The organism is Corynebacterium sp. HMSC074C05 (genome assembly GCF_001838325.1).
GTDB lineage: Bacteria > Actinomycetota > Actinomycetes > Mycobacteriales > Mycobacteriaceae > Corynebacterium > Corynebacterium amycolatum.
In genome coordinates this window covers 152,052-173,116 of record NZ_KV836285.1, presented here as the reverse complement: position 1 = coordinate 173,116, position 21,065 = coordinate 152,052, and the positions used below count along the sequence as shown (strand labels likewise).

18 protein-coding genes and 1 pseudogene are annotated in these 21,065 nt (G+C 58.0%); 11 read left to right on the top strand and 8 right to left on the bottom strand.

The features are described from left to right. Positions 1 to 413: 413 nt before the first annotated feature. Genes HMPREF3042_RS04110 through HMPREF3042_RS04100 form a run of 3 tightly spaced genes read left to right on the top strand, consistent with a single transcriptional unit; the run spans position 414 to position 2,337 of the window. Positions 414 to 1,007 (top strand): hypothetical protein, encoded by a 594-nt coding sequence (locus HMPREF3042_RS04110; protein WP_016421574.1) that lies wholly within the window; start codon positions 414 to 416, stop codon positions 1,005 to 1,007. Between the two features lie 47 nt (positions 1,008 to 1,054). Further along, positions 1,055 to 1,729 carry a hypothetical protein gene (locus HMPREF3042_RS04105; RefSeq protein WP_016421573.1) on the top strand — a complete coding sequence of 225 codons (675 nt, stop codon included), beginning with the start codon at positions 1,055 to 1,057 and terminating at the stop codon, positions 1,727 to 1,729. An 8-nt stretch (positions 1,730 to 1,737) separates the two neighbouring features. Beyond that, a complete protein-coding gene (locus HMPREF3042_RS04100; RefSeq protein WP_038626812.1) occupies positions 1,738 to 2,337 on the top strand; it encodes a hypothetical protein in 600 nt (199 codons plus the stop codon). A gap of 108 nt (positions 2,338 to 2,445) precedes the next feature. On the opposite strand, the gene HMPREF3042_RS04095 is transcribed toward HMPREF3042_RS04100, so the two are convergent. The 3 genes from HMPREF3042_RS04095 to HMPREF3042_RS04085 all read right to left on the bottom strand — a co-directional run bounded on the left by HMPREF3042_RS04095 (position 2,446) and on the right by HMPREF3042_RS04085 (position 7,975). Continuing rightward, entirely contained in the window at positions 2,446 to 3,099 is a 654-nt protein-coding gene (locus HMPREF3042_RS04095; protein ID WP_070429401.1) for a response regulator transcription factor, read from the bottom strand. Positions 3,100 to 3,232: 133 nt separating this feature from the next. Continuing rightward, positions 3,233 to 4,339, bottom strand: a complete 1,107-nt coding sequence (locus tag HMPREF3042_RS04090; RefSeq protein ID WP_246815107.1) for a histidine kinase — start codon at positions 4,337 to 4,339, stop codon at positions 3,233 to 3,235. 249 nt (positions 4,340 to 4,588) lie between these two features. After that, positions 4,589 to 7,975, bottom strand: coding sequence for a (Fe-S)-binding protein (locus HMPREF3042_RS04085; protein WP_070856123.1), 3,387 nt, complete (start codon positions 7,973 to 7,975; stop codon positions 4,589 to 4,591). Between the two features lie 373 nt (positions 7,976 to 8,348). Here HMPREF3042_RS04085 and adhP point away from each other — a divergent pair, with 373 nt between their 5' ends. Further along, positions 8,349 to 9,410, top strand: a complete 1,062-nt coding sequence (adhP, locus tag HMPREF3042_RS04080; protein WP_070856122.1) for an alcohol dehydrogenase AdhP — start codon at positions 8,349 to 8,351, stop codon at positions 9,408 to 9,410. 22 nt (positions 9,411 to 9,432) lie between these two features. Here adhP and HMPREF3042_RS10775 read toward each other — a convergent pair whose 3' ends face one another. Beyond that, complete coding sequence (locus HMPREF3042_RS10775) at positions 9,433 to 9,831, bottom strand: NAD(P)-binding domain-containing protein (RefSeq protein WP_141764778.1); 399 nt, start codon at positions 9,829 to 9,831, stop codon at positions 9,433 to 9,435. Between HMPREF3042_RS10775 and HMPREF3042_RS04075 the strand changes: the two are divergent. Next, a pseudogene (locus HMPREF3042_RS04075) lies at positions 9,797 to 10,027 on the top strand (AMP-dependent synthetase); the annotation flags it as partial. The gene HMPREF3042_RS10775 and the pseudogene HMPREF3042_RS04075 overlap by 35 nt on opposite strands. A gap of 266 nt (positions 10,028 to 10,293) precedes the next feature. On the opposite strand, the gene HMPREF3042_RS04070 reads toward HMPREF3042_RS04075, so the two are convergent. After that, complete coding sequence (locus HMPREF3042_RS04070; RefSeq protein ID WP_070833503.1) at positions 10,294 to 11,070, bottom strand: enoyl-CoA hydratase; 777 nt, start codon at positions 11,068 to 11,070, stop codon at positions 10,294 to 10,296. A gap of 380 nt (positions 11,071 to 11,450) precedes the next feature. On the opposite strand from HMPREF3042_RS04070, the gene HMPREF3042_RS04065 reads away from it, so the two are divergent. Further along, entirely contained in the window at positions 11,451 to 12,509 is a 1,059-nt protein-coding gene (locus tag HMPREF3042_RS04065; protein ID WP_070856120.1) for a chymotrypsin family serine protease, read from the top strand. 298 nt (positions 12,510 to 12,807) lie between these two features. On the opposite strand, the gene HMPREF3042_RS04060 is transcribed toward HMPREF3042_RS04065, so the two are convergent. After that, on the bottom strand, positions 12,808 to 13,482 hold the full coding sequence (locus HMPREF3042_RS04060; RefSeq protein ID WP_246822310.1) for a YcnI family protein: 675 nt from the start codon (positions 13,480 to 13,482) through the stop codon (positions 12,808 to 12,810). Positions 13,483 to 13,998: 516 nt separating this feature from the next. On the opposite strand from HMPREF3042_RS04060, the gene dnaK reads away from it, so the two are divergent. The 4 genes from dnaK to HMPREF3042_RS04040 are packed head-to-tail and all read left to right on the top strand — an operon-like array spanning position 13,999 to position 18,108. After that, on the top strand, positions 13,999 to 15,840 hold the full coding sequence (gene dnaK, locus HMPREF3042_RS04055; protein ID WP_016421564.1) for a molecular chaperone DnaK: 1,842 nt from the start codon (positions 13,999 to 14,001) through the stop codon (positions 15,838 to 15,840). Positions 15,841 to 15,842: 2 nt separating this feature from the next. Beyond that, complete coding sequence (grpE, locus tag HMPREF3042_RS04050) at positions 15,843 to 16,430, top strand: nucleotide exchange factor GrpE (RefSeq protein WP_038626795.1); 588 nt, start codon at positions 15,843 to 15,845, stop codon at positions 16,428 to 16,430. A gap of 59 nt (positions 16,431 to 16,489) precedes the next feature. Beyond that, positions 16,490 to 17,686, top strand: coding sequence for a molecular chaperone DnaJ (dnaJ, locus tag HMPREF3042_RS04045; RefSeq protein ID WP_070856119.1), 1,197 nt, complete (start codon positions 16,490 to 16,492; stop codon positions 17,684 to 17,686). Further along, complete coding sequence (locus HMPREF3042_RS04040; RefSeq protein ID WP_038626791.1) at positions 17,686 to 18,108, top strand: heat shock protein transcriptional repressor HspR; 423 nt, start codon at positions 17,686 to 17,688, stop codon at positions 18,106 to 18,108. The genes dnaJ and HMPREF3042_RS04040 overlap by 1 nt, the downstream gene beginning before the upstream one ends. A 94-nt stretch (positions 18,109 to 18,202) precedes the next feature. Here the strand turns inward: HMPREF3042_RS04040 and HMPREF3042_RS04035 are convergent, their stop codons facing one another. Next, the gene (locus tag HMPREF3042_RS04035; protein WP_070856118.1) at positions 18,203 to 19,765 is read right to left on the bottom strand and encodes an alpha/beta hydrolase; all 1,563 of its coding nucleotides are present in this window, start codon (positions 19,763 to 19,765) and stop codon (positions 18,203 to 18,205) included. Then, complete coding sequence (locus HMPREF3042_RS04030; protein WP_070607428.1) at positions 19,753 to 20,070, bottom strand: hypothetical protein; 318 nt, start codon at positions 20,068 to 20,070, stop codon at positions 19,753 to 19,755. Before HMPREF3042_RS04030 ends, HMPREF3042_RS04035 begins: the two co-directional genes overlap by 13 nt. A 143-nt stretch (positions 20,071 to 20,213) precedes the next feature. Between HMPREF3042_RS04030 and HMPREF3042_RS04025 the strand changes: the two genes are divergently transcribed. Further along, positions 20,214 to 21,062, top strand: coding sequence for a nitrilase-related carbon-nitrogen hydrolase (locus HMPREF3042_RS04025; RefSeq protein ID WP_070607431.1), 849 nt, complete (start codon positions 20,214 to 20,216; stop codon positions 21,060 to 21,062). The last annotated feature ends 3 nt before the right edge of the window (positions 21,063 to 21,065 follow it).

Here is a 21,065-nt window from a genome sequence, read left to right as displayed (position 1 = left end):
GTGTGAAGCGTGAGGGGCCCTTCGTCTGCCCGCTCCCGGGGGTGGCCATTCGGCTACTCTATGGTGTCTTTATGTAGGTGGGGTAGTGGCCGAAATGTTGATTGCCCAATACCAAGTGGTCGACCAAGGCATTTTTGAATTGGTTCAAAAGGCGTAGTTCTAATGCGATTAAATTAATCGCTGAAATCTTATTGTGGCGCTCATAATCACTGGTCAAACGCTGTTATATACCGTATTTTCGCAAGGTAGAAATCGGTGGGATTCCATTTTTACTATGTGGATAATCGCTGTGGCCGTCGTAAAGCGAGTCGAAAATTTTCCATTACAAAAGGCTGAATTTCGACTTACCTTAGCAGGTGTTAGTTCAAGTATTTCCTTACGAGTTGCTCGTCACACCCTGAAAGGATTTCGCCGTGAAGAAGACCCTGCTCTCCGGCTCCATTGCAGCCCTGGTTACCATGTCCTCGCTGGCTGTCGCCCCGATGGCCGAAGCTGCCCCAGCCCCCACCCCGGGCACCGTCGGTGGCACTTGCTCCGTTGAAGGCCAGTCCGGCCAGTCTCTGAAGATCACCGGCTCGAAGTTCGAGGTCGAAGGTACCGCCACCGTCGCTAACTACGGCGATACCGACCTGCCGCTGACCCAGACCCTCAAGGAAGGCAAGACCAAGTCCTGGAACGTCGGCGGTTCGGTCGACTTCGACCTGCTCAAGCTCTTCCATGTCACCTTCAGCGCCGGCTACCAGTCCACTCAGACCTGGGAAGTTGGCCAGACCCTCGGCCCGTACCCGGTCAAGCCGGGCTACACCGGTGTTCTGGAGTATGGCTTCCTGAACCAGTCCTTCGAAGGCACTCACCTGACCTGCAAGGGTGGAAAGTGGATTGACGCAGGTCGTCCGTACTGGGGCACCATCCCGAAGGAGCGTCACATTCGCGTTTCCATGCGCGCCAACGAAGCTGATCGCTCCGTGGACGGTGCTGCTCCGCAGGTCAAGGAGTACGCCGTCTAAGACGGGCTGAGCCTCTTTAAGACCTCGAAGTAGAAGGAAGTTTCTCCATGTTGAGCCTGAAAAAGAAGGCCCTGGCCTGCGCGGTGATGGGTGCAAGTCTTCTTGCACCAGGCATCGTCGGACAGGTCGCGGCGACCCCGCTGACCCAGACCCCCGACCAGGATGAGCACCACACCGGTTTCACCAATACGGATAAATGTGACCCGGTCAAGGATGCCAAGCGTCACCCCTGGGAACAGTGGATTACCGACGAATGGGACCGCTACAACGGCACTAACTCATTCACCAACCGCACTGACCGCCCGATTCAGTACACCCTCGAGGTGACAGAGGGGGTCAACGAGTCCGTGAAGGCCATGAGCTCCGGAAATATGTGGGACGTGTTCCTCCACGGGGTGAAGAACAAGTACGGCATCGTCGAGGTCAGTCAGTGGTCGGTTGGCGACAAGCTGGGCCCGGTGACCGTCAACCCTGGTGAGACCGTTCGCGCAGACTACGGCGTGCACATGAAATCCTTTATTGGCCGTGTCCGCACCTGCGATCAGAAGACCGGCCTGTGGCGCGGTGAGCCCTACTTCGGTGAGTACAACGGCAAGGGGCCGTCGACTCGCTTCGTGGTCTGGCACAAGACCACCAAGGAGGGCGAGCACCGTCAGCAGTGGGCGCCTGTCAGCGGCAACTCCGGTGACGGCGGCCCGGCATCCGCCACGATTAACGACTAGGAGCAGTTATGAAAAAGCGTGTTGTCGCCATGTGCTTGACGACGGTCTTTGCGCTCGGACTCGGCGCTCCGACAGCAGTGGCCGCCCCGAATCCAGGAGCTGGTGAACCGTTCGCGCCGGAGGAGTGGGTACCAGTGCCCAAGCCAGCGGCAGTTGACCGCGGTCCGGCACCGGGAACCACTTGTGAAGCTCCGGGTTCGGTGGCTGAGTTTGTGGAAATCACCGGCTCTCGCTACGACGTTGAGGGCGTTGTTTCTACGAAGAATGACATCGGTGATGAGCCGATTCCGCTGACGCAGACCATTAAGGAGTCCAAGACCAAGAAGTGGTGGACCAATATCTCTGTCAGCGTGAAGGTCAGCAAGGAGCTCAACCGCAAGTACTCCTGGGAATACTCCCGAGAGATGGTTTGGAGCCTCGGGCAGAAGATCGGACCATACGAAGTACGCAAGGGCGAAACTGGTCGTCTGAGCTGGGGATTCCTGGTTGACGAGTTCGCCGGGCAGACAGTCCGCTGCAACGCCAACTCGAAGACGTGGCAGCCCATTGGGCGCAGCTACTTCGGCGTGGCTCCGCGTGAGCGACATGTCGAGGTGACCATTCAGTAGTTACACAGTTCTCTCTCCACACTCAGCACGGGTAAAAAAGGGGCCTATTCACGAAAGTGAATAGGCCCCTTTTTTGCTACTCCGGTGTTTTGCTACTCCGTCTTTTTGCTACTGCGCGGCAGCGGATGCCGGAGGCTGGAAGCCTGCGTCTATTGCTTTCAGAGCCAAGTCCAGGCGTGAGGTAGCCCCGAACTTATTGAACATGCTGGAGAGGTGCTTCTTGATGGTGCCGGGCGACTTGCCGAGTTCCTTGGCGATGTCGTGGTTCGACTTACCGCGACAGATTAGGCCGAGAACCTCTCGCTCGGCATGAGTGATCTTGTACGAGGAAATGTTGCGGGACGGCAGCGTTTTAATCAGCCGAGTCGCAGAAATCGGGGAGATGACGGTGCCGCCCTGGAAGACATCTTCAACGGTGCCAATGACGGATTCGGGGCGGGCGGTTTTGAGAATGTAGCCGTTTCCGCCGAGGCTCAAGATTTTCAGCATTGTTTCATCGGTATCGAATGAGGTGATAGCGATGAATTTCGGTGGATTCTCCACCTTCTTAATGCGCTCGAGCAGCTCAACGCCGTCCATGTTGGGCATATGAATATCGGTCAAAACTACGTCAATGCCACCGCGGGCAATGATATTGAGGGCCTCGTGGCCATCGCTGGCTTCATCGACCACGGTAATGTGCGGTGCCTTCTTGAAGTAAGTTCGCAGCGTCGAGAGTACGAGTGGGTCGTCATCGACAATGAGAACCTTGATGTCAGACATCCGCGAACCTTTCATAGAATTTATAAAAACCGAACAATATCTGTCATTGTGCGATATTACTACGCTAACCAGGACGTTTCGAGAGATATCTTCGTCACAGGCGGTTACTACACCAATCTTACGCTAGCGTAACTTACTGATTGGTAGGTGGCATGTGGAGTTTGGTATTCCACACATTTCCTTCTCGTTCTGATGTGATGGAACCGTCCCACGGTCGCACTCGCCGATGCAGTGAGGAAAGCCCCAAACCGCTCGAGAGCATCGCCCGCGGCAGAAAATGCGGTAGCACCTTCGATATCTGATTGCTGATGTCGAGCGTGAAGCCATCCTCCTCATTGCCCAGCGCCAGAATGTGGACGTTCGTTTGCGGCTCGCCGTACTTCTGAATATTCGTGCAGAACTCCGACAGCGCCGGCGAGATAACTTCTGAAATCTGCGTCAAAGAGGGCTCGGTTTCAATCCTCGTGGCCAGTGAAACGTTAAACCCAGCTTCCTGCAGTTCATCCTTGGCCTGTTGGAGCACCCTGTTCATGCTAGGAACTCGCTCATCTTGGCCAATAGCCGAGGTCAAAGAGCTTTCTTCGTCAGCGGATTTCAGCAGTGAAAGCAACTGGCGAAGCTGTAGCAGACCTTCTCGGGAGGTTTCTGCGATGTCCTCCAGGGACTCTTCAAGCTTTTCATCTGTCCCTTCTCGCTCGATGGCGAGCGCCTGCGCCAACATGGTTACGCGAGTAAAGGACTTGGCGGTGGAGTCATGCAGTACGGTCGCCAACTCAAGGCGTTGTTCTTCCAGGGCGCGGTTAGATTCAATCGTTGCCTGCCGGCGTTGCTCTTTGTAGCGACTGCGCATCATGCCGATGGCGTAGGCAATTACAAAAAGCAGCGTTGTCACAAAGGTCGCGACGTGGTCGCGCGCGAACGTATTTGTGTTTACGTCGTAGTTTGAAATTACCAACAAGAGCAACGCAGTGATTCTCGCCGGCATCTTGTTGTTGTTAGCACGCATCACTTCCACGATGAGAAGCGCGCAGAAAATCTGCATTGGAGCCTGCTCTGTAGGAAGGAAAGTCAACGCCAAGAAATTCGCTGGGACAACCACCATGGCAAAGAGCGGCAAATACGTCGCCACTGCAACAAGAATGACCTGAAGGCCACCGATAATGGTTGGCAACAATAGATCAGAGTTGCTCTCGCGGAGAATTAGCGCATCGAGAGCAGTGAGGATCAGCGCAATGACCATCTCCACTGACCCCGGAGTCCTCAGAAAGTCTCTTATCTGTGACAGCGATTTCTTAATCACTACGCCAAGACCTCTTTCCACACCACAACGCGGTCATCTCTAACGGGATGCAGTAATCAATATATTGTCAGTGCGGTTGAGAGTGCCATTTGCATGATTAATGCCGTGGCGCAGGGGTCGTCGTAAAGCACAAAAAATCCGCCCGGGAAGAATAACCTCTCGGGCGGATTCTGGCTTACTTAGCGAGCGTTACTTACGTCGCGCCGATCCTGGCAGCGGAACTCCGTGCTGGTTGCGCGGAAGGTTCTTAGCGCTTGCCGACGGTGCCTGCGTCTCCTCGGCAGGAGCATCAGCGGCCTGCTCGGTGGAAGTAGCACCTTCCGCCGACTGCTGTTCGGTAACCTCTGGCTGAGCAGGAGCCTCCTCTGCCTCTGGCTGCGCCGGAGCCTCCTGAACTTCGGTTTCCTCGACTGCCGGGGCAGGGGCGCTAGCGACTGGCTTGGCCTTGCGTGCGCCACCTGGAATCGGAGCACCGGATGCGGTCTTCGGCTGCTCAGCTGCTGGCTGCTCGGACTCGGTGGCCGTAACCTCAGCAGCGGTGTCCTCGGCAGGAGTAGCTTCCTCGGCCTTCGGCTTGGCGGCTGGAGCTGCCTTCTTAGCGCCACCTGGGACAGGGGCGCCCTTGCGTGCGCCACCCGGAATCGGTGCGCCCTTGGTTGCCTTCGGAGCCTCAGCCGGAGCCTCGGTTTCCGCAGCTGCTGGCTCTGCCTGCGCGGCCGGCTTAGCAGCCTTGACGCCACCCGGAACTGGAGCGCCCTTCTTGGCACCACCTGGAACCGGTGCGCCGGCCTTTGCTCCGCCTGGCTTCAGTGCGCCACCTGGGGCTGGAGCGCCCTTCTTGGCGCCACCTGGGGTCGGTGCGCCGGCCTTAGCGCCGCCAGGCTTTGGAGCGCCACCTGGGGCTGGAGCGCCCTTCTTGGCGCCACCTGGGGTCGGTGCGCCGGCCTTTGCTCCGCCTGGCTTCAGTGCGCCACCTGGGGCTGGAGCGCCCTTCTTGGCGCCACCTGGGGTCGGTGCGCCGGCCTTAGCGCCGCCAGGCTTTGGAGCGCCACCCGGAGCTGGAGCACCCTTCTTGGCACCACCCGGAGTCGGTGCGCCGCTCTTAGCGCCGCCAGGCTTTGGAGCGCCACCTGGGGTCGGAGCGCCGCCCTTGGCGGCAGCGCCTGCAGCAGCACCAGCAGCTGCGGCACCAGCGCCGGCAGCAGCAGCCTTTTCTGCCTTCTTCTTCTCGGCAGCCTCGGCCTTCTTGCGCTTAGCTTCCTCTGCCTCGAGGCGCTGACGCTCTTCCTCTTCAGCCTTCTTCGGATCGACCCAGCCACGCTCTGGCTGCTCAATCCACTCCGGCTCACGTGCCTGTGGCAGCTCGCCGTCGACCTTCACAGAGTCGCGGAGCATCTGGGCGATGTCCAGGACTTCCGGCTTCTTCTCGTCGTCCTCGATGACGTTGTTGACGCCGTCATTCATCATCGTCTTACAGAACGGGCAGCCGATGGCAATTGCCTCAGCGCCAGTGCCGACAGCCTCTTCGGTGCGGTTGACGTTGATGCGCTGACCGATGGTTTCTTCCATCCACATACGCGCGCCACCAGCACCACAGCAGAAGCCGGTGTTCTTGTTGCGCGGCATTTCGACGAGGTTAGCGCCGGACGCGCCAATCAGCTCGCGCGGAGCCTCGAAGACCTTGTTGTGACGGCCCAGGAAGCATGGGTCGTGGTAGGTGACCTGGCGGCCCTGGCCGGAAGCAACCGGCTGCAGTCGGTTAGCGCGAACCAGCTTGTTCAGCAGCTGGGTGTGGTGGACAACCTCGTACTGTCCGCCCAGCTCTGGGTACTCGTTCTTGAAGGTGTTGAAGCAGTGTGCACAGGTAACAACAATTTTGCGCTGCTTCGGCGGCACACCGTCGAAGACCTCGTCGAGCTGCTCGATGTTCTGCTCTGCCAGCATCTGGAAGAGGAACTCGTTACCAGCGCGGCGAGCGGAATCACCAGTACAACCCTCAGCCTGGGAGAGTACAGCGTACTTCACACCGGCGGTGTAAAGCATTTCTGCAACAGCCTTGGTGGTCTTCTTCGCATTGTCGTCGTAAGCACCGGCGCAACCGACCCAGAACAGGTATTCGGTGTCGTCGAAGCTCTCGACATCTTCGCCCCAAATCGGGACGACGACGCCTTCCTTGCGGACCTCGTTAATCCAGTCGGCACGAGTGGAAGCGTTCTGACCCCACGGGTTGCCCTTGGTCTCGAGGTTCTTGAACAGGCCAGCCAGCTCAGTCGGGAAGTCCGACTCAACCAGAACCTGGTAGCGGCGCATATCGACGATGTGGTCGATGTGCTCAATATCAACCGGGCACTGCTCGACACAGGCACCACAGTTGGTGCAAGACCACAGGACATCCTGATCGATGACGCCTTCGTCACCGTCGCCAACCAGCGGCTTGGTCAGGAGTGCTGCGCCAGCGCCTTCGCCCTCGCGAGCGGTTTCGATGGTCTCGCCAGCCAGCAGGTACGGGGCAGAAGCGTAAGCGTGGTCACGCAGCTGGTTAACCAGCAGCTTCGGGGACAGTGGCTTGGACGTGTTCCATGCCGGGCACTGCTCCTGGCAGCGACCACACTCAGTACAAGAGGTGAAGTCCAGCAGAGCCTTCCAGGAGTGGTCGGTGACCACACCGGTACCCATGGAGTCAACTTCTGGGTCAGCCTCTTCCAGGTTCAAAATCTCGCCGTTAGAGGTCATCGGCTTAGCACTAGCGAGAGCGTTGTAGCCATCAGCGTTGCGCTTGAGCAGGATGTTGGCGAATGCCAGGAAGCGGTGCCATGCGACACCCCAAGTCAGGTTGCGGCCAACAACGAAGAGCCAGACCATACCGGACAGCAGCTTAATCAGCGCGAAGATGGACACCATGACTTCGGAGGCCGGTAGAACCTGTGCGATACCACCGGTGACGAAGTTCGCCCAGGTCCAGACCTCGGCGCCAGTGTGACCGTGGTCGCCGTAGGTAGCCAGCTTGGCGGCCTTGACGAACATCATGCCCAGGCCCTCGATGAGGACGACAGCCTCAACGAAGTAGGCAGCCTTGGCATTGGAGCCGTAGAAGCGGCTCAGGCGTTCCTTGCCCAGGTTGGTCTGGCGGACGAGAATCAGTGCCAGGATACCCAGGGTGGTGCCCAGGCCGAGCAGTTCGTCGATGAAGTGCCAGGCTGTCAGATTCCTGAGGATTGGCCAACCACCGGCTGGCCAAAAGGTCTGAATGTAAGCCTCGAACCACACCAGGGAGCCGAGGAGGAAGCCCACCATGACGAACCAGTGAGCCACAGCAACGCCGGGCTTCTTGGCCATCTTGGTGTGACCGACGATCTCTCGGATCATGGTCCAAATACGGGTTCCCCATTCACCGGTGTGACCGTATGTCTTTTGGCCCACCATGATGGTCTTCACCATATGGGTGAATCCCTTGATAAAGATGAACCAGCAGGGCAGGGACAACAGGACGCCAATAACGCCGACTGCGACGGTGAATCCGGTAGATTCCGGAATCGCCGTGTCAGCCGTCGCTGCGGCGAGGTTGAGCACGCTCATAATGTTCCTTCTAGGCTGGCTCAGCCAGGGTGATGGCTGAGTGAAAATAGTTCTCTTGTGAGTTGTATCACGAGCCAAGGACGTGTACATAACTAACGCCGTAATTAGTGCTGAAATCATGGCTATGCGGTGTAACCTGCGCGTTTTCGGCGATTTTCGCAACGAATGGGTTTCTTAATTCCGTCCGCTGGTCATGCTCTAAATATGTTTCATTAGAAAAATAAGGGTTTACAGTGTGGCGTGCGTCACTGTATGCTGACTTTTGCGCCCCACAGTTTTACAAACGAAACGAAATATACTAGTGCAAACCGTTTTTAAAAAGCGTGGGGTTGCACGTCAGTTGTTTTCCGACCAGTCAAGGAGTTGATTGATTATGACCTCCGTGCAGCCAGACCGTGTCCGTTCTGGGCAGTCCTCCCAGTTCACTGCCGCAGTTGTTGATGAATTCGGGCCAAACCTCAATGTTCGCGACGTCGATCTGCCAAAGCCGGGGCTGAATCAGGCGCTCGTGAAATTGATTGCCTCCGGCGTCTGCCACACTGACTTGCATGCGACAGAGGGGGACTGGCCGGTGAAGCCGGAGCCGCCCTTCATTCCGGGGCATGAGGGAATCGGTGAGGTGATCGAGCTCGGTCCTGGAAAGCATTCGGTCAGCGTGGGTGACATTGTCGGCAATGCATGGCTGTGGTCCGCGTGTGGCGACTGTGAGTACTGCCGGACCGGTCGTGAGACTCAGTGCAACGACGCCGAGTATGGCGGCTATACCCAGGAAGGTTCCTTTGGCGAGTACATGCTGGTCGACACGCGGTATGCCGCTCGCATACCGGAGGGCGTGGACTACCTGGAGGCTGCGCCGATTCTCTGCGCCGGCGTGACTGTATATAAGGGCCTCAAGGTTTCCGAAACGAAGCCGGGTCAGTTTATGGTGGTCTCCGGCGTCGGTGGATTGGGGCATTTGGCGATCCAGTACGCCAAGGCGATGGGTATGCGTGTAATCGCCGTGGATATCGCGGAAGACAAACTCGACCACGCAAAGGAGTGGGGTGCCGAGTTCGTGGTAAACGCCAAGGATGAGGATCCGGTCCAGGCGGTTCAGGCCTATACCGATGGTGGAGCTCACGGCATTCTGGTCACTGCTGTCCATAGGGATGCGTTCGGCCAGGCTCTTGGTATGGCGCGCCGCGATGGAACCATTGTCTTCAATGGCCTTCCGCCGGGGGAGTTCCCGGCGAGTGTGTTCGACATTGTCTTCCGCAATCTCACTATTCGTGGTTCACTTGTCGGCACGCGCCAGGATATGGCCGAGGCTCTCGACTTCTACGCCCGCGGGCTGGTCAAGCCGACCGTTAAGGAGTGCTCGCTGCATGAGATTAATGACGTCTTCGAGCTGATGCGCCAGGGCAAGATCGATGGTCGCATGGCCATTCGCTACTAGCCCCAGGAGTTAGTTGGCGCTTCTATTCCTCGACCGCCTGCCTCATCTGATCTGCAGATAGCCACACTCCGAAAAGGTCGCCGTCGGGCCTAAATCGCTTGCCGACGCTCACGTCAACGGGCACGGGTTCAAATCCGAAGGCTTCGACTGTTGCTCGTGCGGCCTCGAGGGCCGCCGGGTCAGTCGACATGACCGCGATTGCTCGGCGCGGTGCGCCCTCGGCGATCTCTTCCGGGGTTCGGTAGTCGCTAATCAGTTCTTCATAGGAGACGTGGTTTAGCGTCTTGGCGATGTGGGCCCCTGGGAATCGCTTGGCGAGGTCCGCCGTTGTTACGGACTCTGCGGAGTTGGTTCCGGTGGCCTCCCAGGGGTTGGTGGCGTCCGCCGAGCCGTCCGCTGAGGTGGCGGAGTCGATCCTCAAGTACTGCCACGACAATCTGGCACCGTACAAGAGGATTCGCCGCCTTGAGTTCTACGAACTGCCGAAGACGGTGTCCGGCAAAATTCGCCGTGTTGACCTGCGTAAACGCGAAGGTGAGATCCACGCCAGTGATGGCGGCGAGTCCAAGGCCTCGACCGAGTACGCGGACACTGACTTCCCCGGTCTGAAGGGGTAGGGCGGTAGGCGGGAGGTCGGCGGTCAGCGTCGGCCCCTCCCTGGGCGGTCTTGGCCCCGGTGCGGCCTTGCCTCCCCCCCCTGAAATGTTTTTGCCAGCTTTTTGTAGGAAGTAACCGCGAATTCGGCGCTACTTCCTACAAAAAGCTGGCAAAAACGTGCGTGTGGTGCGCTGGTGGGCGTTCGCGCCGACATTTACCGCGCACACGTCCCGCACCCCGCACCTCCTGCACGCACACGCCTGCGCCCCCGCGCCCCCGCGCACTCTTAGGAATTAGTGAAGTTCGCCTCACGCTTTTCGGTGAAAGCGGCCATGCCTTCCTTCTGGTCATTGGAGGAGAATAGGGAGTGGAAGGTGCGACGCTCAAAGAGCAGTCCCTGCGACAGCGTCATTTCGTAGGCCTGGTTGATCTGTTCCTTAATCTGGGTAGTGGCAACCAGCGACTTCGACGCAATGGTGTCGGCGACCTTCAGGGCCTCGTCGAGAAGCGCCTCCGGCTCGACGACGCGGGCGACCAGACCTGCACACTCAGCTTCTTCGGCGCCCATCATACGGCCGGTGAGGCACATCTCCATGGCCTTAGCCTTGCCAATTGCGCGGGTGAGACGCTGCGAGCCGCCCATGCCCGGAGAGATGCCGAGGTTAACCTCAGGCTGACCGAACTTGGCTTTAGCGCCAGCGATGATGAAGTCCGCCATCATGGCGACCTCGCAGCCACCGCCCAGTGCGTAGCCGTTGACGGCGGCGATAACTGGAGTGCGGACGGAAGTCAGAACATCCCAACGTGCGAACCAGTCAGAGACGTACATCTCGGTGCCGGACTTGTCCGCCATCTCCTTAATGTCCGCACCTGCGGCAAACGCCTTCTCCGAGCCGGTGATGATAATCGCACCGATGCCCGCATCGTTGTCGAAAGCGGTGGCTGCTGCGCCGATCTCTTCCATGGTCTTGTGGTTCAGGGCGTTCAGCGCCTTCGGGCGGTTCAGGGTGATAATGCCGACGCGACCTCGGGTTTCGGTAAGGATGTTTTCGTAATCGGACATATTCGTGTCTCCAAAGCGGTAATAGAAATCAGGTTGTAAGCGAGGTTACCCGTGAGACCAGATTCGGGTGGGGCATTACGGCGATTACATCGGTGTTTTCCTGGATGGGAAAGCGGCGGCAGGGTAGGTCAGCGCGGTCGGGAATTTGTTTTGTGGAGTCTTGCGGCCGGAGCTGGGCTAACGACGTTATAAGAGAGTGCTGAAAACTTATTCACCTTTTGATGCCAAATGGAAGGTTTCTTCTTATACTTACGACGAAGCTAACAGTCCAATCGCGACAAAAGCTCATCAGATGACCGAAAACCTACGCAAAAGTTTGCATCCGCGGGCATATGTGGGGTCCATCGAGTGAAATGACTAAGCGCCACAGGAGTATTGATATGAATCCGGAAATGGGGACACGCTCGCTTACATCATCGAGTGTCGGTTTGGTTACCGAGGGAAACGGTAAGAGGGTCAAGTCATTCAAGCAACGAGTTTGGGCTTCAACAATTGCGGCTTTGCTGGCAGTGGGGCTGACTGCATGTGATGCAGATTCTTTGAAAAACGCTATGGGGGTCGGAGAAAGCTCTGCAACATCAACTTCGCAGGGAGAAAATGCAGAGCAGTCTCAGGGCGATGACAGCCAATCTTCGACTAGTGCGCCCAGTTCGGGGATGGAAAAACCCGGTGATAGTGCCGATAAATCAGACACCGGTACAGCGGAATCGGGCACCGATGTTGAGGGGATGGGTGATGGTTCGACCAAGCTGGAGCCTAGTAATCCAGAGAATGAGAAAATCTACCGCAATAGTCAAGGATGGGAGTTCCTCGAAAACTCAGCGCTTATTGCGCCGGGAGCTCGCTTTCTTGTGAAGGGTGCTGATGATTCGACTTCATCTTGTTCTTTTGCGTGGTGGGTGTACAACAAGGATGAACCCCGGCGACACTACATTACAAGTGCTGGGCACTGCGGGAACAAGGGAGACAACGTATACGTAGAGGATGAAAAAGGGAAGTTCTATAAAGTCGGACAATTTGTCTGGAGTTCGCTCGATCTGGAGGCTAAGAACAATCCGACAGATCATGCATTGATTGAGTTGACTGTTGACCCTAAGTATGTTCACGGCACTCCCATGCTCAAGGGTGCGGAGTTAGCTGGCTGGGCAAGTCCTCAATGGCTTGAGCAAGAACAACCTCGCGTTTGCCGTCTTGGGTACCGTAGTGGGCTTTCATGCGGCCCCTACAAAGAGACTGTGGGGAGCTACATGTTCGGCTTCGGAAATATTTCGGACCATGGCGATTCTGGCGGGGCAGTTTGGGCTGTGGATCCAGAAGACCCAAACCGGATTTATGCAGTGGGGATGACAAGTTACGGCTTCCCTCATGACGCAATTTCAAATGGTGCCGCAGCTCTATCTCCGTTGATTAAGCAGTTTAATTTGACCATTCTCCAGTGACTCGCCCGCTAGGTTGAGCTGCTCCTCATGGGTTGGACCGGAGGGCCGGTAGCTTTCTAGCAGAGGGTGTTTGGTCGCGGAATGATGAAAGGGCCTGGTTCCAATTAACTATCGGAAACCAGACCCTTGAATCCTTATTCGCTTAGAAAAACCGTTTCAAAAATTCAATGGTTCGTCCGTGTCGGTGAAAGCAGGAAAGCTCTTCAAGGAACGTCAAAGCGATTTAGCCTCGCTTGCGCAGTGAAACTACCAATGCGGCAATACCGGTGAGCGCGCCCACGAGGCCGAGTCCCAGGCCTCAGCCGCCAAGCGTGCTGCTGGAATCCTCGCTGGTGGCAGCTGCGGAATGCTCGATGTCATCCGAGTGGTTATCGCTGTGCTCTGTCTCGTCGGTGCCGTGATTATTGCCGTGGTCATGACTGTGACTGTGGTCGTGACCGTGGCTATGTTCATCGTCCTCCGACTTCTCAACCAGGTCCACGGTTGGGGCCGGGTAATCGCTATCGTGGTCCTTTTCAGCCCAGTTCATCGACCCTTTTTCACAGGTCTGCAGTGTCGGCACCTTAACCGTCGACGGCTTCGCGTCATCAGCCACCTTCACGCTGAGCGTCAGAGAGTCCTTCAGGTCTGACGGCAGTGGCGCCTTTGCGGTGTAGATGACCTTCTGTACTTTTTCATTTTCACCGGAGCCAGTCGACTCCTTTGTGACATCCCAGTTCGCATTCACGTTTGGCGTGACCTTTTCGAACTCCTCCGGGATGGTGAACTCTACCTTCGCCGTTGGCGAACCGTCGCAGCCATGGCCGACACCGAAAGCCAGATCGGCGTAACCGCCAATTGGCGCAGACGACGGGGTTGCATGCACATGTGCGGATGCAATGGCGGGGAAGGTGAGGGTTAGTGCGGCGCTTGCCGACGCTACTGCGAGCCCACGGAAAAAGGGGAAATGGTGTCGCTGTGCATTCTGAGGCACGAAAAACTCCTGAATAAGTGGGATGAATTCTTGGCTCAATCGCCCCGTAAGTGGGGGAGAAGTTAGACATGTATTAGTGGAGCCGCCAGAGCTGATTTGGTGTCAGGCCATGGGGTTAACAAGGACATGGCCTGTTGATGAGCCGGTGGCTGCAAAACACGTCAGGGGATTAGTCGGTTCGCTTTGCAGGAAAGTTCCCAGGGCTAGTGCTAAGAAATTTCCCCCTGGAGGACAAAGACAGAATTTTGTATAGAAAATTGCGCTGTCGGCTACCGTGAGTGGCTTTAGAATATAGTTTTAAAAAAAGTCTTTTATTGCGTTGACCTGCGTTGATGGTAAATCTTCTAGAAAAGTTGAGTCGGGTGGGAATAACTTTGCCCCATAGTCCGTTGCACAGCATGACAAACATTGAGTCGGACACACTCAAGTTTGCTTGACAGATTTTCTACGGCAATGCAGACTTGAGCGCGTAAGACTTAAGGGCAATTCTTTTACTCTTCTAGAAAGGTATTCATCATGGGACGCGCTGTTGGTATTGACTTGGGTACGACGAACTCCTGTGTCTCCGTCCTCGAGGGCGGCGAGGCTCAGGTGATTGCGAACGCTGAGGGTTCGCGCACCACTCCGTCGGTGGTTGCATTTGCAAAGAATGGTGAGGTCCTGGTTGGCCAGTCCGCTAAGAACCAGGCTGTCACCAACGTTGATCGCACTATTCGTTCGGTCAAGCGCCACATGGGTACTGACTGGAGCATCGAGATCGATGACAAGAAGTACACTCCGCAGGAGATTTCCGCTCGTACGCTGATGAAGCTGAAGCGCGACGCTGAGTCTTACCTGGGCGACGACGTCACTGATGCGGTTATTACCGTTCCGGCTTACTTCAACGACGCCGAGCGTCAGGCAACCAAGGAAGCAGGTCAGATTGCTGGTCTGAACGTCCTGCGCATTGTTAATGAGCCGACTGCTGCTGCACTTGCTTACGGCCTGGAGAAGTCCGACAAGGAGCAGACCATTCTGGTCTTCGACCTCGGTGGCGGTACCTTCGACGTCTCGCTGCTGGAGATTGGCGATGGTGTTGTTGAGGTTCGCGCAACTGCTGGTGACAACAAGCTCGGTGGCGATGACTGGGATCAGCGCATCGTTGACTGGTTGGTTGAGAAATTCCAGTCCAGCAACGGCATTGACCTGACCAAGGACAAGATGGCTCTGCAGCGTCTGCGTGAGGCTGCAGAGAAGGCCAAGATTGAGCTGTCCTCCTCGCAGCAGGCATCTATCAACCTGCCGTACATCACCGTTGATGCTGACAAGAACCCGCTGTTCCTGGACGAGACCCTGTCCCGTACTGAGTTCCAGCGCATCACCTCCGATTTGCTTGATCGCACTCGTAAGCCGTTCCAGCAGGTCATTGCTGACGCTGATGTTCCGGTTTCCGACATTGACCACGTCGTGCTGGTCGGTGGTTCCACCCGTATGCCGGCAGTCTCTGAGCTGGTCAAGGAACTGACCGGTGGTCGTGAGCCGAACAAGGGTGTTAACCCGGACGAGGTTGTCGCAGTTGGTGCTGCTCTGCAGGCCGGCGTTCTGCGCGGTGAGGTCAAGGACGTGCTGCTGCTCGACGTCACCCCGCTGTCGCTGGGTATTGAGACCAAGGGCGGTGTCATGACCAAGCTGATTGAGCGCAACACCACTATCCCGACCAAGCGTTCGGAGACCTTCACCACTGCTGAAGACAACCAGCCGAGCGTTCAGATTCAGGTCTTCCAGGGTGAGCGTGAGATGGCTGCTGCCAACAAGCTGCTGGGCTCTTTCGAGCTGGGCGGTATCGCTCCGGCGCCGCGTGGTGTCCCGCAGATTGAGGTCACCTTCGACATCGACGCCAACGGCATTGTCCACGTCACCGCTAAGGACAAGGGCACTGGTAAGGAAAACACGATCACCATCCAGGACGGCTCCGGCCTCTCCAAGGAGGAGATCGACCAGATGATCAAGGACGCTGAGAAGCACGCTGACGAGGACAAGAAGCGCCGCGAGGAGCAGGAAGTCCGCAACTCGGCTGAGTCCATGGCTTACCAGACCCGCAAGTTCGCATCGGAGAACGAGGACAAGGTCTCCCAGGACATCCGCGACCGCGTTGAAGAGGCTGCCAAGGAAGTCGACGAGGCTCTGAAGGGCTCCGACATCGAGGCCATCAAGTCCGCCGTCGAGAAGCTGTCCACTGAGAGCCAGGAGATGGGTAAGGCTATCTACGAGGCTCAGGCAGCTGAGGGTGCAACCGCAGCCGAGGGTGCTGAGGCCGCTGACGCTGACGACAACGTCGTTGACGCTGAGGTCGTCGACGAGGATGAGAAGGACAAGTAAGAATGACTGACCAGGATCAGGGAAACCAGCCCACCCCGGAGGAGCCGGCCAACCTGGCCGATCAGGTCAACGAGGTCTTCGAGCAGGCCAAGCTTGACGACGACGTGGAGCCGGCGACCGAAAATGCCGCCGGCGACACCGCCGCGGAGGAAGCTGCAGACCCAGTTGCAGCCATCCAGCGTGAGTTGGATGAGCGTACGGAGGACCTGCAGCGCCTGTCGGCGGAGTTCGCAAACTACCGTCGTCGAGTTGACCGAGACCGTGAGGCCGAGCGCGTACAGGCAAAGGCAAAGCTGGCTGGAGAACTGCTGGTTTTGGCTGATGACCTCGACCGGGCTGAAGAGCACGGCGACTTGGCAGACGGCACCCCGCTGAAGGCTTTCGCGGATAAGTTCCGCGGTGTGCTGACCGCACAGGGGGTTGAGGAGTTTGGTGCTGCAGGAGAGGAATTCGACCCGGACATCCACGAGGCTGTCCAGGATCTCTCCGAAGGGGATGACAAGGTTCTAGCCAATGTGCTGCGCAAGGGCTACCGCATTAATGACCGTGTCATCCGTACGGCGATGGTAATCATCGGCGATCCGCAGTAGCGGAGACACAAGTGACGCAGATTTCTTTGAATTAGTTTTTTGAAAGGAGGAGATGCACCATGACTCAACGGGAATGGGCAGATAAGGACTATTACGCTGACTTGGGCGTCTCTAAGTCTGCGTCACTCGACGAGATTAAAAAGGCCTACCGCAAGTTAGCCCGGGAGAACCACCCGGATAAGAACCCGGGCAACAAGGCTGCTGAAGATAAGTTCAAGCGAATCTCCGAGGCATACTCGGTGGTCGGTGACGAGGACAAGCGCCGCGAATACGATGAGCTGCGTGCAGCGCTCGCAGGTGGTTTCCGATTCCCCGGTGCCGCAGGTGCCGGCGGAGCCGGTGCTGCCGGTGGACGTGGATTCGACTTCGACGTGTCGGATCTCTTCGGAGGAGGTGCCGGATTCGGTGGCAATGCTGGTGGTGCAGGTGGCCTAGGTGATTTCCTGGGCGGCTTCGTAAACCGCAATGGTGGCGCTGGTGCTGCCGGCCGGCAGAAGGCCCGCCGTGGTGCGGATGTGGAGACAGAGATTACGCTCGATTTCCGCGAGGCCGCCCAAGGTGTCACTATCCCGCTGCAGCTCACCAACCCGTCGCCATGCACGAACTGCAATGGTTCGGGTGCAGCGCCGGGAACCTCGCCGATGACGTGTACCACCTGCCACGGTTCGGGGTATGTCAAGGAGCAAAAGGGGGCCTTCGGCTTCTCCAGCCCGTGTGCGGACTGTGGTGGCCAGGGAACTCGCATTGAGAATCCCTGCTCGCAGTGTAACGGCACCGGTGTGACCACCCGTCGTCGTACCATCACCGTTCGCGTCCCCGCAGGTGTGGTGGACGGCCAGAAGGTTCGTCTTGCTGGCCAAGGTGAAGCGGGACTGCGAGGGCGTCCGGCCGGTGACCTCTTTGTCACCGTTCATGTTCGCCCGGATGAAGTCTTCACCCGCAGCGGCAATGACCTTGAGGTCACGGTACCGGTGAGCTTCGGCGAACTCGCACTCGGCGGCACCATTACTGTGCCGACGTTGGGTGACAAGATTCGTGTGCGTGTGCCGGCTGGCACAGCCGATGGCCGAACACTGCGTGTGCGCGGTCGGGGTATCCCAAAGCGCAATGGCACTCCGGGTGATCTGCTAGTGACCGTGCGCGTGAAGGTACCGACCAATTTGGATGACAATGCCACTTCGGCATTGCGCTCCTACGTCGAAGCGGAGCGTGCTAGCGGGTTCAATCCTCGTGAGGGGTGGGCAGGTGCGAAATAATGTCCGACAACACTGAGGTCTATGTCATATCCGTAGCCGCGAATCTCGCCGGCATGCATGCGCAGACGCTGCGTAATTATGACCGACTCGGGTTAGTAACTCCACAGCGCACTTCCGGCGGAGGTCGGCGCTACACCAAACGCGATGTTGCGCTGCTGCGTGAGATTCAGCGTCTGAGTCAGGAAGACGGCGTCAACTTGGCCGGTATTAAGGCCATCATCGATCTGACTGAGCGGGTGGATTCGCTTGAGCAGGAAAATGCAGAACTGAGAGAGCAGCTCTATCAAGCAAAGGCACAGGCTCGCCGCTCGCGTGGCGAACTGGTTCACGTCCCACGCTCTACGGCCGTGGTGATGTGGGAGCCGCGCACGCGGCGCGGGCGCAGAGGTGATCGTGTTGGGGAGGATAACCCACACGGGTGATTGAACGGACTAAGCAGCGTCGGCTGGTTAGTCCGTTTTCTCTTGGCTTGTTAATTTGGGCCGCGGATAAGCAACTGTTGATCTGAGACGCCGGTCAGCTATCAGTTAGCCACCGGTTGGTCTCGCGAGTGAAAACTTCATCGTCAAAGTAGTGTTCGATGTGTGGGTTGCCCTGAACGTGCCGATACTTTTGAGGAATATCCTGCACGGGAGTGACCATGAATTCGGCCAAGTCTCGCATGGACAGGCCACGCTCACTCAGGTTGAGTGTGTACGCGCCGAAGTCTTTATCCGCCGGGTTTTTCCCATGAATCTCCAGTTCGGCAGGAATACGAATGGGGTCCATCGGGGACGTCGCCACCGCCACACGGTGGCTATTTTCATATTCGGGTCGGGCTGTACCGTCCGGCTTGAGCAGTTTCATGTCGTTTGCGCGCTCCAGTCCAGGGCCAACACCTGGCGGAGCTATGAGCAGCACCCTATCCGCGTAGAGGCCACTACCAAGGGAGGCCTGCGAGACCACCGTCGCCCCATAGCTATAGCCGGCGACAACGTGTCGCTGAGTAGGAGACTGGGCATGGGCGGTAGCGCCACCGGCAACTGCAGTGTCACCGCTATCGACACCACCGGAACGCTCAATCAAACCGGCTTGCAAGTGCTGCAGCCGCTCTGCAGCAAAATTGTGATACTCGGTGCGTATGGCCTCACGGAGGTTGGGTGGCGCGTCATAGGAAAACAACACCACCGCCACATCCTCCGGATCTCCACCGGCGGCGTGGAAGGTCGCGGCTACACGCTCGAACTGCCTGCTAGCGTCCTCCGCGCTAGAGCTGGTACCGGGGACGAGAGTGATCACAGTCGATGCTCGCTCAACGTCACCGAACGCAATCGCAGAATGTCCAGGCGAGGACTCCAATAGTTGTCCAGGAGGCAGCCCCAAAGCCCTGGCGCGAGCGGACATGGCGGCATCTATCTCTGATAGCGGGCTACTCGAATACGCCCCAGCCCATCCGCTCCCAACTTCCAAGTCCCAACCACCGTCAATCTCTTTGTCGCTAGTGGTGCCAGTACTACGACCAGCCTGCGATGGCTGCAATCTACCCGAGCCACTAGCTCCGCTTGCCACCAGTGGTGAAAGAGCTGAGATTGCGCCCGCCGCCTTCTCATCGAGTCGGTTGAGTTCAGCCAAGGCCGACTGAATCCGAAGCTGCGAGGTTGCACGCCATTCGGCCATGGTGGAAGGCCCGGAAGGAATTTTGGGATGAACGAGGCTGCGCGCAATCGTAGACAGCATGCCCTCCGGCGGAGTCACCGCACCAGAAACCAGATTCACCTGAAACCCCAGGTTGGTTGCCTGGTTTACCGCGTCGGTAAGTTCGCGGATGACGTCGTTAAGCATGGCGGCGGTATCGCTGCAGCAGGCGGCGAGACGTTCGAGCGCTACGCTGCTCCGGCGCAGACGCGTGGAGCTGTGGGTGACAGAAGCCTCGGCGGCGCTGCGGTTGTCGCCGGCGAAGTCATCCTCTGAAAGCGCGTTGAGTGCGCCCTGGGAACTGTCGGCGGAATCGGTGAGGGCGCGCGCCCCGGAACGCAGCGCCCGGGCGAGGATCTCCAGCGAATCCACACGCCACAGCAGCGCTTCGCCTACCGTGACCATGACGGCTTTTCCAAGGCGGCGGACTGGTCATGCTCGTGCGCGAGAGCGCTGACCGCGAGGGCATCGGCAGTCTGCGCAATAACGTCGATGTTTGTGCACGCGGCAAGCAATGATTCCGACCACTTCCCACAAGTAGTGGAGGCAGCGGGGACAATCCGTGAGCCGGGCAGGGCAGAGGTGAGGTCGGCACTTCCCGGGGCAGCTGCGACGATGGTGGAAAGACCATCAATACGAGTGGAGATCTGCTGGTAAGAGCGGCTTAAGGCGGATAGTTGAGCTGGATTGACTGTGATGTGTTCGGCCATGTTTTTGATTCTGCTGGGTGGCGAAAGGCAGCGGAAGAGCATCTTCAGCGAACTGTGGATAACTCTGAGCGATAGCAACGCACGGCGACGTCCTGTGGATAACTTCAGGACAGTCAATCCGGGGGAGCCGGTAACATTTAGGCATGCGTATTGCACTGGCTCAGTTGGAATTGTCAGCATCGGTTGAAGAGAATCTGGACGCGGTGAAGGTGACTATCGCGCGAGCAGCACAGGACAACGCCGATTTGGTGGTCTTCCCCGAGGCCACGATGAAGGCGTTCAATTCCGGTCGCCTGGATGCCGTGGCGGAGTCCAGCAGCGATAGGTTCGTAGCGGAGGTCTCGCAGGCCGCTCACGATGCCGGAATCAGCGTGGTAGTCGGCATGTTCCGCCCGGCAGATGAAGTGGAGCGCGACGGTAAGACGATGCACCGCGTCTTCAATTCGCTGCTCCTGGCTTGGCGTGATGAGGACGGCCCCGGTGTCGAGTTCTACGACAAGCTCCACCTCTTCGACGCTTTCGGGTTTCGCGAATCCGATACCGTCGCGCCGGGCAACGCGCACGTGGTGTGTGATGTCCCGCTTGCCGACGGATCGTCGGTCGCCCTCGGCCTTGCGACATGCTTTGACATCAGGTTTCCGGAGCAATTCATTCAACTGGCCAACCTGGGCGCGGAGGTCATCGCGCTGCCTGCATCGTGGAATGATGGTCCGGGCAAGGTGACGCAGTGGCAGACTCTGGTCTCGGCGCGTGCGCTGGATAGCACTTGTGTGATTGCGGCAGTTGATGCGGCCCGGCCTGGCGGGGCTAAGGCAGCGGGGAAGGATGAGGGGCCAACTGGCGCGGGGCACTCCATGCTGGTCAATGCGGACGGCGGGGTTATTGCCTCGGCGGGCTACAGCCCGCAGTTGCTTGTCGCCGATGTTGATATAGCGGAGGTGGAGCGGATTCGCCGCTCGATTCCGGTGCTGGAGATTCGCGATCAGGGCTAGCTG

Bases quoted from the DNA above. Each gene is read 5' to 3' on its own strand.
- HMPREF3042_RS04105 (WP_016421573.1), top strand. From the start codon at position 1,055: ATGTTGAGCCTGAAAAAGAAGGCCCTGGCCTGCGCGGTGATGGGTGCA.
- HMPREF3042_RS04100 (WP_038626812.1), top strand. From the start codon at position 1,738: ATGAAAAAGCGTGTTGTCGCCATGTGCTTGACGACGGTCTTTGCGCTC.
- HMPREF3042_RS04095 (WP_070429401.1), bottom strand. From the start codon at position 3,099: ATGTCTGACATCAAGGTTCTCATTGTCGATGACGACCCACTCGTACTC.
- HMPREF3042_RS04090 (WP_246815107.1), bottom strand. From the start codon at position 4,339: ATGGTCATTGCGCTGATCCTCACTGCTCTCGATGCGCTAATTCTCCGC.
- HMPREF3042_RS04085 (WP_070856123.1), bottom strand. From the start codon at position 7,975: ATGAGCGTGCTCAACCTCGCCGCAGCGACGGCTGACACGGCGATTCCG.
- adhP (WP_070856122.1), top strand. From the start codon at position 8,349: ATGACCTCCGTGCAGCCAGACCGTGTCCGTTCTGGGCAGTCCTCCCAG.
- HMPREF3042_RS04070 (WP_070833503.1), bottom strand. From the start codon at position 11,070: ATGTCCGATTACGAAAACATCCTTACCGAAACCCGAGGTCGCGTCGGC.
- HMPREF3042_RS04065 (WP_070856120.1), top strand. From the start codon at position 11,451: ATGAATCCGGAAATGGGGACACGCTCGCTTACATCATCGAGTGTCGGT.
- dnaK (WP_016421564.1), top strand. From the start codon at position 13,999: ATGGGACGCGCTGTTGGTATTGACTTGGGTACGACGAACTCCTGTGTC.
- grpE (WP_038626795.1), top strand. From the start codon at position 15,843: ATGACTGACCAGGATCAGGGAAACCAGCCCACCCCGGAGGAGCCGGCC.
- dnaJ (WP_070856119.1), top strand. From the start codon at position 16,490: ATGACTCAACGGGAATGGGCAGATAAGGACTATTACGCTGACTTGGGC.
- HMPREF3042_RS04040 (WP_038626791.1), top strand. From the start codon at position 17,686: ATGTCCGACAACACTGAGGTCTATGTCATATCCGTAGCCGCGAATCTC.
- HMPREF3042_RS04035 (WP_070856118.1), bottom strand. From the start codon at position 19,765: ATGGTCACGGTAGGCGAAGCGCTGCTGTGGCGTGTGGATTCGCTGGAG.
- HMPREF3042_RS04030 (WP_070607428.1), bottom strand. From the start codon at position 20,070: ATGGCCGAACACATCACAGTCAATCCAGCTCAACTATCCGCCTTAAGC.
- HMPREF3042_RS04025 (WP_070607431.1), top strand. From the start codon at position 20,214: ATGCGTATTGCACTGGCTCAGTTGGAATTGTCAGCATCGGTTGAAGAG.